11 protein-coding genes are annotated in these 14,129 nt (G+C 59.2%); 4 read left to right on the plus strand and 7 right to left on the minus strand.

Annotated elements, in window-relative coordinates; all coding sequences use genetic code 11:
• Positions 1–220: 220 nt before the first annotated feature.
• Positions 221–1,354: a hypothetical protein gene (locus GSQ91_RS11735; RefSeq protein ID WP_158821730.1), complete on the minus strand. Its 1,134-nt coding sequence runs from the start codon at positions 1,352–1,354 to the stop codon at positions 221–223.
• A 67-nt stretch (positions 1,355–1,421) separates the two neighbouring features.
• On the minus strand, positions 1,422–4,148 hold the full coding sequence (locus GSQ91_RS11740) for a carboxypeptidase-like regulatory domain-containing protein (RefSeq protein WP_158821731.1): 2,727 nt from the start codon (positions 4,146–4,148) through the stop codon (positions 1,422–1,424).
• 185 nt (positions 4,149–4,333) lie between these two features.
• On the opposite strand from GSQ91_RS11740, the gene GSQ91_RS11745 reads away from it, so the two are divergent.
• The 4 genes from GSQ91_RS11745 (at position 4,334) to GSQ91_RS11760 (ending at position 8,755) form a co-directional block, all read left to right on the plus strand.
• Complete coding sequence (locus GSQ91_RS11745) at positions 4,334–5,560, plus strand: sensor histidine kinase (protein ID WP_158821732.1); 1,227 nt, start codon at positions 4,334–4,336, stop codon at positions 5,558–5,560.
• Positions 5,557–6,201, plus strand: a complete 645-nt coding sequence (locus GSQ91_RS11750; RefSeq protein ID WP_256370375.1) for a response regulator transcription factor — start codon at positions 5,557–5,559, stop codon at positions 6,199–6,201. Before GSQ91_RS11745 ends, GSQ91_RS11750 begins: the two co-directional genes overlap by 4 nt.
• Before the next feature lie 271 nt (positions 6,202–6,472).
• Positions 6,473–7,771, plus strand: a complete 1,299-nt coding sequence (locus GSQ91_RS11755) for an aminotransferase class I/II-fold pyridoxal phosphate-dependent enzyme (protein ID WP_158821733.1) — start codon at positions 6,473–6,475, stop codon at positions 7,769–7,771.
• Positions 7,772–7,774: 3 nt separating this feature from the next.
• On the plus strand, positions 7,775–8,755 hold the full coding sequence (locus tag GSQ91_RS11760) for an NAD(P)-dependent oxidoreductase (protein ID WP_158821734.1): 981 nt from the start codon (positions 7,775–7,777) through the stop codon (positions 8,753–8,755).
• Here the strand turns inward: GSQ91_RS11760 and GSQ91_RS11765 are convergent.
• From GSQ91_RS11765 to GSQ91_RS11785, 5 genes are all read right to left on the minus strand, one after another.
• Entirely contained in the window at positions 8,752–9,963 is a 1,212-nt protein-coding gene (locus GSQ91_RS11765; protein WP_158821735.1) for a beta-ketoacyl synthase, read from the minus strand. The two genes, GSQ91_RS11760 and GSQ91_RS11765, sit on opposite strands and share 4 nt — an antisense overlap.
• A 1-nt stretch (position 9,964) precedes the next feature.
• The gene (locus tag GSQ91_RS11770; protein WP_158821736.1) at positions 9,965–10,231 is read right to left on the minus strand and encodes an acyl carrier protein; all 267 of its coding nucleotides are present in this window, start codon (positions 10,229–10,231) and stop codon (positions 9,965–9,967) included.
• A gap of 257 nt (positions 10,232–10,488) precedes the next feature.
• A complete protein-coding gene (locus GSQ91_RS11775) occupies positions 10,489–11,568 on the minus strand; it encodes a LacI family DNA-binding transcriptional regulator (RefSeq protein ID WP_158821737.1) in 1,080 nt (359 codons plus the stop codon).
• A gap of 106 nt (positions 11,569–11,674) precedes the next feature.
• The gene (locus tag GSQ91_RS11780) at positions 11,675–13,018 is read right to left on the minus strand and encodes a sugar porter family MFS transporter (RefSeq protein ID WP_158821738.1); all 1,344 of its coding nucleotides are present in this window, start codon (positions 13,016–13,018) and stop codon (positions 11,675–11,677) included.
• Positions 13,005–14,018, minus strand: coding sequence for an ROK family protein (locus tag GSQ91_RS11785; protein ID WP_158821739.1), 1,014 nt, complete (start codon positions 14,016–14,018; stop codon positions 13,005–13,007). Before GSQ91_RS11785 ends, GSQ91_RS11780 begins: the two co-directional genes overlap by 14 nt.
• Positions 14,019–14,129: the final 111 nt, after the last annotated feature.

The following is a 14,129-nucleotide window of genomic DNA, read 5'->3' on the forward strand; positions in this document are numbered from 1 at the left end:
AAATATTCAACGAAAGAAAAACAATTTTGGCGTTCACGATCGAAAAGCTGTAATTGAAGACTGCCCGGCTCACTTCATGGAATCCTTTGACTCCATCGTGATACCGGTAACCCCACACATAGTATTTTCCGTTCTCCACCTTGCCACTACACAAAAGTGCCGCCGCAGTTCTGTGCGGCGGCACTTTTGTGACTCTCGACAGGTCGCCCGCATAGAAAAATCATGGATGAGCGGACAAGCTTACCTTACCGTTCGCGACGGTGCTTTCTTCGGTCATACTCTTTCCGTTCAACCATGCGGGATTCGAGAAGCTGAGCGTAAGAGCGTGGCTGGGTGCGGCGCCTGAAGAGAGTGCGCCGTTGGCGATAACTTTCTTTTTGCCTGCGATCAGCGTTAGCTCCGTGTGGTCTGTGGCAGCGGAGAGCGGAGTTGTGAACTGCACAGTAAACGCATGCTTCTCACCGTCACGTACGGAAGAAAAGCGTGCATGGTCAATGCTCCACGTATCGCCGGTTCGTGTGACCTCCAGCGTGCAGTGAACACCGGGCTGAAAGCGATCGGTGGAGGTGATGGTGAGATGAGCGCCATCGACCTTGTCGATGTGGATAGAGCGATGGTTGCCGTGCTCCTCGTCAAGCTCCCATGTAGCGCCAGGGGTTAGTGCAGCTGGGGCGGAGGTGATGGTCCAGGTTTGCTGGCCTGGCAGGAAGACCAGCGTATGTGCACTCTCCGTCTCCGCGCCGCGGTAGGCGACGAAGTACGGTGGATGGCTGATCTCCGTCCATACTGCAGCGGTGCTGACGGTGTCGCCGATCTTGAGAGCAGTGCCTTCGCCGGCGACCGCACCTTGCTCTCGGTAGGCGAAGATCGGAATCTTGGAGTCGGGGAAGGGGTTGAGGCCGCTGCCTTGCTCGGAGATATCAGAGCCCTGTACGAAGCGCCACTCCAGAGGTTTGCCATCGGCCATGGTGAAGCGAACCGTTGAGATGCTGCCTACGTTTTCGGTGTCGGCGGCCTCGAAGGCGATGGCTGCCTTGTGCGCCTCTTCGCCAAGCCCAGTAGCTGCGGCGATGAGTCCGTCGTCGCTGGTGTAGTGGATGCGTTTGCCGCTGGCGCGATCAACGAGTGTGGCATATAGCAGCGGCTGCTTCCCCGCGCCGGGATCGACATCGAGCTCAACCATCGAGTACGGAAGCTCGGGGCCGACAAACTGCACGAACTGAATAGGCCAATAGCGATAGGTGGTCACCAGCGGAAGTAGGGGTGGGGCAATAGCGGGAGCAGGTGCGGTCTGCGCATGGAGTGCGCCGGCGGCGAGGAAGACGGTGGCGAGAGTAGAGGCGATGCGGTTCATGACGTTCTCCTTGAAGAGCAGGTTGCGAGTTGGGTGAAGAGATTCGAATTTGTGCGAACAGATGAAGCTAAAAACTCCAGCGAAGGCCTCCTTCGACACGACGGCCGGGGTCGGCCTCGTAAGCCTGGCCGAAGAGCGGGGAGCCGAGCACTCCGCCAACTGCGAGCACATTGGTGTGGTTCAGCAGATTGGTAGAGCGCAGGTTCAGGGCCAGCGATTGAACTTGCTTGTCGACTTTGTGCGGCAAGGTGAAGGTGTGGCTCAGGTTGGCGTCGAGATGCACGTTCCAGGGCAGCGTTCCGGCGTTGCGGCCGATGGAGGTACCAGGACCCTCGGGCGAGAGCGGGCCGAAGGGCGTGCTATAGACGGTGGTGCTGGAGGGGGAACTGAAGAACGGACGATCGTTGAAGACGCCATCGCCATTGTTATCGAATCCGGTAGTGATGTTGTACGGCTGGCCTGAGGCAGCGTTGAACTGGAAGGAGAGGTTCACCGCATACGGAAACGTGTAGTTGGTGAAGGCGATCAGTTGATGTGTGGCTTCCCAGGAGGGGCGGGCCATCTCACCTTGATCGGAGTAGCTGTTCTGCGGGAACGAGGTGTCAGAGTCGGCATTGCCGCGCAGGTCGAGGCGAACGTAGCCGGCAAAGATCTGCAGCCGCTTCAGGCTGTGCTGATCGAGACCGACAAAGAGTACGTTGCCTCCGAGTCTGCCGCTCTGCTGAAACTGGTAGAGATTCAGGTTGGGCTCCAGCGGGCGTGGGCCATTGGGTGATCCGTTTAGCGGGGCGTTGATGTCGCGGGAGCGAAGCATGTCCCACGCATGCGCCAGGTAGAGATTGGCCTGAGCATGCCAGTGGTGTGGGAAGTCATGTTCGACACCGAGGTGGGACTGTAGCGACGGTGTCTGCGTCAGACCTGAGATTGGCGCGCGTAATGTTGTGACGGTGGATGTGCCCGTGTTGAGCGGCGAGCCGTACACGGGGTTGTCGATCTGCAACTGGCTCTGGATTGTGCCGTTGAGTTGGTGGGCCGTCAGTACTGTCTGCGGATCGATGGTGCCGAAGAACAGGCCGGTGCGTGCATGGAAGACCGTCTTTTGCTTGCGGTCAGGCGACCACGCCAGACCCACCCGCGGGCCGATGTTGCCTACTGTTCCAGGGTCGTTCTGCATGGCCCAGCGAAGTCCCAGGGCGAGTTGCAGTCGTGGGCGGAGCTTCCACTGATCCTGCGCATAGAGCACAACCTGCAGTTGATTCAGCGAGACCGCTTCAGTGCCTGTGGTCACGTCGTACTGTGTGGGGGTGCCGCCGGGCAGACCAAGAAGGGTTCGGCGGTACTGCTCGAGGCCGGTGATGGTGGTGGTTGTGCCGGAGCCATCGAGCGCGGGCGCTATGCCGCCGCCGAAGATGTAGGTCCCGTTGAATCCTGAAGGCTGGGTGTCGTTCAGCGAGGTGTCGAGTAGTTCGATTCCGGCTTTGAGGCTGTGTTTGCCGTGGCTGTAGAGGAGGTCGTCGTCAAGCTCGAGGTCACGTTCATGGGAGCGCATGGCGCCGGTGGTAACGCCGCCGCCGGTAAAGGCTCCGGCCACCTGCAGCGAGGGCGCGGCGGAGCTGGGAGTGTCGTTGCGATAACGCCATGTATACCCAAGCCGCGTCTCATGCACCAGGGCAGGGGAGAGGGTCTGAAGATTGACAACTTTCAGCACATGCTCGGACTGCGCGCTGTTGTAACCGGCTTCGGCGAGCACGTTGCCACCGACACCCTGGTTGTAGAGTTCGTTCACGTTTGCGGTGTACGTGACCGTCAGGTTGTTCTTCGGGCTGAGCAGAAAACCGAAGCGGGCGCTTGCCTCCCATAGAGACTGTGGTGTGGCGACGTTCGCTACTACCGGTTGCTGATTGCCGGAGATATCGAGCGTAATCGCATCAACGACAGCGAACTCATTAATCTGCCGATGCTCGAGCGCCAGCGCAAAGTCGCTGCGGTTCTTGGCCATGGGCCCGCTGAGTTCAAACCCGTAACGCTGCTTGCCGATGGCCGCACGGCTGGGGGAGAACGGATCCTTGGCGTTCATCCACTCGGCGCTTTGAGTCGTAAACAGAGCGCCGTGGAGGTTCGACTGCCCGGGCTTGGTGTAGATCTCTACGCGGCCTCCGCGGTAGGGCGGCCGGGCATACTCTGCGGAGAACAGGTCGGGGTTGATGCGGATGAAGGCGATAGAAGACTTGGGCGGAATCTGCCCGCTGTTCTGAAACCCATCCACGGTTACGATGGCCTGTCCGGGCGCACCACCCGCAGCCGCGGCCAGTACCTGGAGCTCTCGGCTGAACTCGTCAGGATCATCGGCGAGCTGCGCGAGGTCGCTTTTGTTCAGGGTGCGAGAGCCAGCTATATCCTGGCTGTTGACTCCAGTCTCCTCTGCCGTTGCCTCGACCTCAGTGGTTACGGTCTGGGGCTTGAGGCGTACCGCGAGCGCGTGGATCCCGGAGCCGATCTGGAATTTGCGAGTAACGGATTCGAAGCCGGGCGAGTCGATCGTCGCTGTGTAGGTTCCGTCGGAAAGGCAAGTTGTGGCAAAGCGGCCATCGCGATCGGTATGGAGAGTCTTACTCGTTTCAGCGCCAACGACGGTAACGGTGGCGTCCACAATGACGGCGCCGGTCACATCCATCACCTGGCCGCTGCCACTGTCCGTGTGTTCACGGCAGGGGGACTCTGCCACTGCATTGGCCCAGGAGAAAAGGCTCGAAAGCAGAAGCGCGGCGGCAAGAAAATTGCGTCGAAGCGGCATTGAAACTCCTTGAAGTGTTCGCCTGAAAGGTCTGACAGGAGTTATCTTGCACTGTAGCTTTCCGCAAAAGAAGTGCAGGCCATCAGGTATGTGGAGTGACAGATGTCATGATGACAAATGTCATACGGTCTGGATGATGGCTGGGAGTTTCGCCGGCACGGCAGGCACGAGATGATGGAGTTCCCATGGATGAAGAGGGCAACGTGACGATGACGGGAGAGGGCAGGAAGGTCGCTGCGACGATACCACAGCACAGAAGAATGTTTCTTTCCGGCCGATGGCCTCCGTTGTTATATACAGTGTTCTGGTTTGTCGAGACCTGGTCCTATCACTCCTCAAAGAAGTGGGCATTCTTTATACCGTTCTTCGTGATCTTTCTGGTGGCCTATTTCCAGATATTCAAGACACGAGGACAGACACAGCTTATCTGGCTGGGGATAGTGTTTCTGCTGGGGTATTTGTACTTTCCGTTCAATCAGAACGCTGGGGGCGAGTTCGTGTACCCCGTGGCGATGAGTGTTTTCTTACTGCGGCAACCCAGAGTGTCGGCTGCTTTCTGGAGGTTTGCTGCGATTGCGATGGCACAAGGTGCGGGAGTCCTGCTGGAGACTTGGCTGCTGCATAGAAGTCTCGATCTCGCTGAGACGATCATCTTTTATACGGTGGCTGTTGGGCTGAGCCACTTCGCCTTTTCCCGGCACTTACTCGCCAGTGAGCAACTAGAACAGGCGAATCGAGAGATTGAGCACCTCACTCAGGTGGCTGAACGCGAGCGCATCGCTCGTGACCTTCATGACTTGTTAGGACACACACTCACGGTCATTGTGCTCAAAAGCGATATCGCGAACCGGCTCTTCACCGCACAGCCGGAGCTTGCGCATCGTGAGATCGCCGAGGTGGAGGCAACTGCTCGCAAGGCGCTCGCCGAGGTTCGCGAGGCTGTCACGGGGTATCGTGCGGAGGGTCTGCAGGTTGAAGTCTCCCGCGCCCGTCACGCGCTAACCAGCGCAAGTGTGCAACTCACCACGGACATTGAGTATTTTGCCCTGCCTCCCGCCATCGCAAATACGCTCAGTCTTGTGCTGCGTGAGGCCGTTACCAACGTTATCCGGCACTCCGGTGCAACCACGTGCTATTTAGAGCTGCATCGCGACGGAGATCTCCTGACTCTGAAGATCGAGGACAACGGTTCCGGTAAACTCGGCGCCGAAGGCAACGGCCTGCGCGGTATGCGCGAGCGTCTCGCGGCTGCTGGCGGAGCACTCCAGCGTGAGAGCTGCGCCGATGGAGGAACGCGGCTGACTGCGCAGCTTCCACTGACCGGCGTGGAACTGCAAACCCTCGAACGCCCACAGGCGGAGAGGACCAACACATTGTTCGTGACTCTGGACAAGGGCACGGTGCGCGCGTGATTGACAGTGCAGCTCGGCGGGCGGGCGAAGGCAAAGAGATCCGTGTGGTCCTGGCTGAGGACCAAAGCATGGTGCAGGGCGCGCTGGCTGTTCTGCTGGGCATCGAGCCGGACATCGAGGTCGTGGCCGTTGCAAGCGATGGCGAAGAGGCTTTGCGCGCGATCGGGCAGCATCGCCCCGGCGTGCTTGTTACCGATATCGAGATGCCCCGGCTCACCGGCTTAGAGCTCGCCCGGCGGGTGCGGGAGCTCTATCCGAAGACTCGTATGCTCATCCTGACCACCTTCGCGCGACCTGGCTATCTGCGGCGTGCTCTTGAGGCCGGTGCGCTCGGCTACGTGCTCAAGGACCGGCCTTCGACGGAGCTAGCCAACGCCGTGCGCCGCGTGTATCGCGGGCTGCGCGTAGTCGATCCGGAGTTGGCAGCTGAGGCCTGGGGCGCAGAAGCGGACCCGCTTAGCGACCGTGAACGCGAGATCCTGCGCCGCGCCGGTGAGGGCGAGAGCACGGCCGAGGTTGCACGCGCACTGCGGCTTACCGAAGGAACGGTACGAAACTATCTATCCGGGGCCATCTCCAAGCTCGGCGCCCACAATCGTGCTGAAGCTGCCCGCCTTGCGCGAACCAAGGGATGGCTCTGAGCCTCCGCGGCTTCAGGATATCGCTGGGGAACGGTCGATGAGCTCAGCCCTGCCCGCGGACACGCCCGATACGCCAAAACGAGTAGAACGCGGCTGGTTTTGATTATTTATCTCATGAGTAAAATTATTTTTCTATTGAATTACAGCTTTACGCCGCTAAAGTGCAGATTTATGTTGTTTCCACCCCATCCAGTAAGGAATACGGTGCTATAAGCCGCTGGTTTCAGTGGAAAACGAAAGAATAGGAGATTGCGCGATATATTGGGTATTCATGAGTACTCACCTACCCAGCGAAAAGTCTATCTCTCCGGCCAAGAAGGACTTCCCATCTTCTTCAGGACAGATGTTTCAGAGCTTTTTTTCTTCTGCACGAGAAGACACCTACAAGAAGCGCGACCTCATTGATGCGCGTGCACGGCGGCTGTTCGAGAACACGGCACTGGCCTGCTCGCTGGATGCCTATCCCTTCCAGGCCCCGTTAAGCACCAGGTCCGGGCCAGAGGTGATGATGGATGGGCACAAGATGCTCATGTTGTCCTCCTATGACTATCTGGGGCTTATCGGTGATCCGCGTGTGGATGAAGCTGCGATTGCGGCCATACGGAAGTACGGCATAGGGACGGGCGGCGCTCGGCTGCTGTCGGGGACACTGGACCTCCACCTGGAGGTAGAGCAGGCGCTGGCAGAGTTTAAGGGTACCGAGGCTGCCATCACCTTTACTTCGGGCTACTCAGCGAATCTGGCCGTCATCAGCGGGCTGTTTGGGCCGGCCGACCGGGTGATCGCCGATACGCTGTCGCATCGTAGCCTGGTGGATGCGTGCCGTCTGGCAGGGGTCCAGGTCCAGAGGTTTGAGCACAACAATCCCGCCTCCCTGAGGTATGAGTTGGAGAACGGGCCAGAGGCGAATCGAACGCTGATTATCTCCGATGGCGTCTTTTCCATGGATGGTGATATCGCCTGTATGCCGGAGTTGATTGCTCTGAAGAAGGAGTTCGGCTGCTTTTTGCTGATGGATGAAGCCCATGCCATTGGTTTGCTGGGCAAGCGTGGACGTGGAACAGATGAGCACTTTGGAGTGCCGACAGACGAGGTCGACATCTGGACCGGATCCCTGGCGAAGTCGATTCCAGCCAGCGGCGGATTTGTAGCCGTCTCACGAAGGGTGGCTATCTTTCTGCAGCATGCTGCGTCCCCGTATATCTTTTCGGCGGCGATGCCGGCGCCAGTGGCGGCGTCTGTTCTGGAGGGGTTGAAGATACTCAAAGCCGAACCGGAGAGGGTTGCGTGCCTGAAGGCGAATGCAACGCTGTTGCGCGATGGGCTTCAGAGCCTCGGTTATGACACAGGACTTTCTGAGACGGCGGTGATTCCGGTGATCCTGCATGACGATGCGCGGACGGCACTGTTTGCGCGGAGGTTGCGCGATCACGGAATCCTGGTCGCGCCGGTGTTATTTCCTGCGGTAGCCCAGGGAGCGGCGCGCCTGCGACTGTGTGTGACGGCAGCCCATACGCCGAAACATCTCCAGTTTGTACTGGATGCCTTCGACAAGATGCGGAGCGAGTAGCGCATGCCGGCGCTGGTGACAGGTGCGAGCGGGTTCCTGGGTGGCCGGCTGGCAGAGGTGCTGGCGCGCGAGGGAGAGCAGGTAACGGTATTGGCCCGTCCAAATGCCGACTTGCGGCACCTATCAGGATCTAAGGTGCGCGTGGTGCGAGGAGGCCTGACGGACCGCGAGCCCGTAGTGGAAGCCCTGCGTGGGGCGACTCACATCTTTCACTGCGCGGCTGCTTCGACGGACTGGGCGTCGATGGAGGTTTACCTCGAAAGCAATGTCAAGGGGACGGAGATGTTGCTGGCGGCCGCGCGTGAGGCTCCTCAGCTTGAGCGCTTCGTCCATGTAAGCACGACGGATGTCTACGGATATCCGGTCGTTCCGTGCAATGAGACAGGGGCCTTGCGGGATGTAGGGCTGCCGTATAACCAGACGAAGATCCTGGGGGAGAAGGCGGTCTGGCGGGCCGCACGGGAGGCAGGACTGCCGGTTACGGTGGTTCGGCCGGCGACGATCTACGGCCCTCGAGGGAAGGCGTTTGTGACGGATATTGCGGACCTGCTGCGGAAAGGGCAGATGGCCCACATTGGCGGCGGGGGGACGACGGGTGGGTTTCTGTATGTCGATAACGCCGTAGACGCATTGATCGCGGCGGCGCAAAGCTCAGCGACACTGGGGCAGGCCTATAACCTGACGGACGAAACAGGGGTGCTGTGGAATGAATACGTGGCGTCGCTGGCGGAGGGGCTGGGGTGCAAGCCTCCGTGGATCGATCTGCCTTACGAGGCGGCGATGGTGATCGCGAAGGTCATGGAGTTCCCTTATCGTTGGCTGAAGGGGCGCCCGCTGTTGACGCAGCATGCGGTGGCCCTGCTGGGGCGGGATCAGGAGTACCCCTGTGGCAAGGCGCGGGTGGAGTTTGACTTTGTTTCGAGGGTGTCTTTCGAGGAAGGTATAGACCGCTCGGTGGCCTGGGTGAAGGATCTACCCCGCTAGGGGATCGCCTTGAAGGCGAGTACGGCATTCAGGCCGCCAAAGGCGAAGGAGTTCGAAAGGCAAGCCTCTACCGAGGCTTTGCGGGCCTGGTTGGGGATGATGTCGAGATCGCAGGCGGGGTCGGCTGTGAGGAAGTTTGCGGTGGGCGGAAGAATGCCGCGTTCGAGGCTGCGAATGCTGGCGACGGCTTCCAGGGCTCCCGCTGCGCCCAGCGCGTGGCCGTGCATGGATTTCGTCGAACTGACAGCGAGTTTTTCGGCGTGCTTGCCAAAGGTGCTGCGAATGGCTGCCGTTTCAATCCGGTCGTTGGCTTCTGTGGCCGTTCCGTGGGCGTTGATATAGCCGATTTGCTCGGGAGCGAGGCGGGCGTCGCGAAGAGCAAGGTTCATGGCGCGGCTGGGCCCAGTGGCAACAGGCTGGGTGATGTGGCCGGCATCGGCGGACATGCCGAAGCCGACGATTTCGACTAGAGGACGGGCTCCGCGAGCCAGTGCTGTCTCCAGGGGCTCGAGCACGAGCATGGCGGCTCCTTCGCCCAAAACCATGCCGCTGCGCTCTGCAGAGAAGGGACGGCAGGTATCTTTGCTGATAACGCGCAGGGCCTCCCACGCTTTGAGTCCGCCGAGAAAGAAAGGAGCTTCACTGCCGCCAGCGATAGCCATCGGGGCCGCTCCTGAACGAACCATCCAGAAGGCTTGGCCGATGGCGTGGGCTGAAGAGGCGCAGGCGGTGGAGATGGTGTAAGCGGGGCCTTCGATGCCGAACTGCATGCAGATATGGCTGGCACCGGCGTTGCTCATGCTGAGGGGAATTGTGAGGGGGTGAACGCGGTTTTTATTGTTGTGGAAGAGCTCCCAGTAGCCGGTCTCTTCCGTACCGCGTCCCCCTAGGCAGGAGCCGGTAATGACGGCGGTATTTTCCCGCAGATCTGGAGTCCACTCGACTCCCGCATCGGCAATGGCTTCGCGGGCAGATATGACTGCAAATTGCGCGAAGCGGTCCATAAAGGGGATGTCTTTTGGTTCAAGATGCTCTTCCGGAACGTAATTCCGAATCTCCGCGGCGTTTTTGAACCGAATCTGCGAGACATCGACGCTTTTGATCTCCCGGATAGCGGAGGTTCCCGCAACCAACGACTCCCAGAAACCGGCTGTATTCTTGCCGAGGGCGCTGATGACACCTACTCCAGTGACGACGACGCGATGCATATTATTCGGCAGACGAAGAGGGCGTCTTCGCTTGGACGAGATGGGTGATGCCTTCCACCATCTCGTGAATGTTCTTGATATCTTTAGCTTCCTCGTCGTTGATCTCGATATCAAACTCGCTTTCGAGGTCGAAGAGGATGTTGAGACGGTCCAGCGAGTCAATCCCTAAGGATTCGAAGCTGCTGTCTTCCCGAACACTCTCGAGGGGTAGGCGTTTCGAGGTCGCAATGACTTTAAGAACTCGATCTTGGATGGTCTGGTTAGGCAATGTCAGGAATGATCCTAAAGCGTGATCGGTACATGTCCATGTAAATGGATTGGCACGACCAATTCTACCCTGATTTCTCAGAAGTGCCAGTCGATTTTGTCGGATGGCCGTTTTAAGCCTTGTGAATCAGTGCTATCCGCAGGGGTTGGGTTTCATCCCACTCCCCGGATTTTGCGTAAGCCCTGATTGAAACATCCGGTAGAAGCGTTGTTCGATTGCTAATGGGAGGAAGGAACGGGAGGGTGAACGACGCCTGTCTAACGATTGTTGTGATCGTCGGTCGGAGGGGGAAGCACTGCCGGAGCAGGGCTTTCATGCGGGCCGCAGGAGGCGCGGATCATCAGCTTGACTGGCAGCAGTATTTTGGCAGGTGAGGCGTCGACGCCGTCATGCGCCTTCTGGATACGCTCGAGCAGCAGGGTCATGGCGCGGCGCGCTAGTTCGATAGGGGGCTGCGCGACTGTCGTGAGAGGGGGGCTGATGATGCCGGCCAGGTCGAAGTCGTCGAAGCCGACGAGAGCCATGTCCTCGGGGATGCGGATCTGCAGATCCGCAAGTGCCTGCAGCAGGAAGACGGAGGTGCGGTGGTTCAGAGAGAAGATTGCCGTAGGCCTGTTTTTGCTCGCAAAAACGCTGCTGAGCCACTGGCGAACACCATCGAGGGTAAGGAGCCCAAGGGTAACGGTCGGCTTTAGTCCGGAGGCGATCATGTGATGGGTGTAGCCCAATACCCGTTCGTGGATCGGATACGTCTTTTCGTCGTAGCCGACGCAGGCGATGTGGCTATGGCCGTGGGAGATGAGGTGTTGCGTAGCTTCTTCGGCGCCCACCCGGTTTTCGACCAGGACGCAATCGGCATCGGAGCCGGGAAGCGGCCGGTCGAAAGCCACAATAGCGAGGCCCGTATTCTGCAACTCGCGCAGGCGATCGTCGCCGCGGGGTGCGGAGGTGACTACGAGGAGGCCCGATACCTTTCTGCTTGCCATGAGTTCGGCCTGCTGAAATTCAAGATCGGGATCGCGTTCGGATGAGACCACCAGCGTCATGTACCCGTGTGCGCGAGCCATGTGTTGCACGGTGTGGGCGCAGGAGGCGAAGAAGGCGTCGGAGAGATCGGGAACGATGAGGCCGATCATCTTTGCGCGCTGACCCTTGAGCAGGCGGGCCGCTTCGTTCTGGCGGTAGCCGAGCTGCTCAATGGCAGCTTCTACCTTCTTGCGGGTTGAGGGACGTACCGATGGATGATTGTTGATAACGCGTGAGACGGTCATCAGGCCGACTCGGGCCAGTTTTGCCACTTCGCGAATTGTCGGGGTACGTGGTTCCGACTTGCTCATACTGCCCCCAAGCATAAATGACGGTAGTCGATGACCTTATTCCGAAGTGTCGGAGGAAGGTCGCACGCTCTACCTCTCCAGGAGAACTGTTCTAGTTGGACAGGGCTTATGTGATCTTAAGTTTGCGTTGCAGCTCCTCTAGCGAGACCTGTTTGGTCTCCGGGAAGAACAGCAGGACGACGATGAACTGAACCACCATCATGGCGGCGAAGAAGATGAAAGGATATGCGCCGGAACGAGCTGCGATGATGGGAAAGGTCCACGAAAGCGCTGCATTCAGAACCCAATGGGTGCCGGATCCGAGGCTCTGTCCTTTGCCGCGCACGCGTGTTGGAAAGATCTCGCTGATATAAACCCAGACGACGGCTCCCTGCGAGATGGCGAAGAATGCGATATAGGCAACCAACGCCCAGACCAGCACGGCCAGATGTTGATGAGTGGCAAAGATCGCCGCAACGATGGAGAGGCAGATAGCCGTTCCGACCGCGCCGATCAACAGCAGCATCTTGCGGCCGACACGGTCGATCAGCATCATGCCGACGAGTGTGGCAACCAGGTTCATCGCTCCGATGGCTACCGCCTGCATATTGCCGGAGACTCGGCTGAAACCCGCCGCGGCAAAGATGTCATTCAGGTAGTAGAGAATGGCGTTAATGCCGCTGAGTTGGTTGAACGCCCCAATGGCTATGGCCAGGAAGATCGGTTTGCCATAGCGCAGCCGATTGCCGGTCGACTCGAACAGCGATGCCTGCTTCTGATTGCGCTCCATGTGCAGCGACTCGCGGATGTCGGCGAGCTCGGCCTCGGAGTTGGGCGATCCCATCATCTCCAGGACCTCGCGTGCCTCATCGATTCTGTCCTGGGTGGTGAGCCAGCGGGCGCTCCGGGGGATACTGAAGAGCAGCGCGAAAAAGATAGCGGCGGGAACTGAGGCGATTCCAAGTTGCAGCCGCCACTCCATCGCGCCGAGGTTCAAAAGGCCGATCAGATAATTGGAAAGATAGGCGAGCAGGATGCCGATGACGATGTTGATCTGGAACGTACCGACGAGCCGGCCACGTAACTTTGGAGGAGCGAGTTCCGCGATGTACACCGGGCCCAGCACAGACGAGCCGCCGATGCCCAGTCCACCAAGGAACCGCGCCGCAAGCAGAAACGTCCAACTGGGTGCAAAGGCACATCCGAGGGCTGAAAGCACATACAAAATCGCGGTGAGTCGCAGCATCTCGCGCGACCCATAGCGCTGGCCCAGCGAGCCCGCCGTCGCGGCTCCGATCACGGTGCCCACCAGCGCGATGGCTACCGTAAAGCCGAGTTGACCGTGGGACAGCGCATAGGCGTGCGTCAGTCCGGCTGTCGTTCCAGAGATAACGGCGGTATCGAACCCGAACAGCAGTCCACCCAACGCGCCCACGAAGGTGCTGCGCACAATGTACCTATTGATGGACAAGAGGATCCTCCAGGAGCTGAGATGAACCCGATTTCTGTTGCAAGGGCAGCAGGCAGGCCCCGAGAAGGCCGGCCGAAGGGCCAAGCTGAGCGCCTAGAATATAGGTTTTATGCCGTTCCAGTTGGGTAGGCTGCAAAATCTCTGGCGCAGTAAGACGATATACATAGCTGCGCAGCTGCAACTCGCGAAACATGACCGGAGCAAACAGGTCCCACGCTTCACAAACCCCTCCTCCAATGATGTAGAGCGGAAGATTGAGCGTGTTGATCAACCCAGTGAGCGCGATGGCAAGCGCATGACCGACTTTTTCGAAGATCAGACGGCACTGTGGATCACCTTCGGCTGCCAAAAGGGCAATATCGTGCGACGTAGCCGGAGCAGCGGACCCCATGAGCTCATGGGCCATCCGTACGATAGCGGGTGCGGAAGCATACTGTTCCAGGCAGCCAAAACCACCACAGCCGCAGGCTGCGCCGTCGACGTCCTGCACGATGATGTGACCGCCTTCACCGCCCATGCCCGTGGATCCGTGCCAGATATGTTCGTTCAGGATGAGGCCATTGCCCACTCCCGTGCCCAGTGTGAGCATGCAGAGGGATTTGACGTTATGGGTCTGTCCTGCCCCGAATTTCTGTTCGGCAAGAGCGGCTACGTTGGCGTCACCATCGATCTCGACAGAACGGCCCAGGGTTGACTCGATGGCCTGGCGGAGATCGAATCCGTCCCACCCCGGAAGGTTGGGTGGATTCCGAAGGATGCCTTCCGGCAGTTCCAACGGACCCGGCGTGCCGATTCCTATGCCTGTCAGCCGCCGGCTTCCGTAGTCCTTCGTTGCCAGAGCTTGGATGGCCTCGCACATATCGCGCACGACGCGTTCACGGCCTTCGGCAAGACGCGTAGGTACGAGGATGGTGTCAAGAAAGTCGACACCACCTGCATACGAGGCAATCCGCAGGTTTGTGCCGCCGAGGTCTACACCAATTGAAAACATTTCGTCCATCAAGATCCTTGCACCTTCCAGTCACCAACATGTGTCCGAACACAACCAGAAGGACCGCCAGATGTCGTCATGATGGTCATAAGCACTCTTCCAGCGACGTTTTGCCCAATC

The sequence above is a fragment of the Granulicella sp. S156 genome (assembly GCF_009766105.1).
Classification (GTDB): Bacteria; Acidobacteriota; Terriglobia; order Terriglobales; family Acidobacteriaceae; genus Granulicella.

What these genes read in the sequence shown, in the direction of transcription:
- GSQ91_RS11775 (WP_158821737.1), bottom strand. Translation starts at nt 11,568, where the DNA reads ATGAGCAAGTCGGAACCACGTACCCCGACAATTCGCGAAGTGGCAAAA.
- GSQ91_RS11760 (WP_158821734.1), top strand. Translation starts at nt 7,775, where the DNA reads ATGCCGGCGCTGGTGACAGGTGCGAGCGGGTTCCTGGGTGGCCGGCTG.
- GSQ91_RS11745 (WP_158821732.1), top strand. Translation starts at nt 4,334, where the DNA reads ATGGATGAAGAGGGCAACGTGACGATGACGGGAGAGGGCAGGAAGGTC.
- GSQ91_RS11755 (WP_158821733.1), top strand. Translation starts at nt 6,473, where the DNA reads ATGAGTACTCACCTACCCAGCGAAAAGTCTATCTCTCCGGCCAAGAAG.
- GSQ91_RS11740 (WP_158821731.1), bottom strand. Translation starts at nt 4,148, where the DNA reads ATGCCGCTTCGACGCAATTTTCTTGCCGCCGCGCTTCTGCTTTCGAGC.
- GSQ91_RS11785 (WP_158821739.1), bottom strand. Translation starts at nt 14,018, where the DNA reads ATGGACGAAATGTTTTCAATTGGTGTAGACCTCGGCGGCACAAACCTG.
- GSQ91_RS11765 (WP_158821735.1), bottom strand. Translation starts at nt 9,963, where the DNA reads ATGCATCGCGTCGTCGTCACTGGAGTAGGTGTCATCAGCGCCCTCGGC.
- GSQ91_RS11735 (WP_158821730.1), bottom strand. Translation starts at nt 1,354, where the DNA reads ATGAACCGCATCGCCTCTACTCTCGCCACCGTCTTCCTCGCCGCCGGC.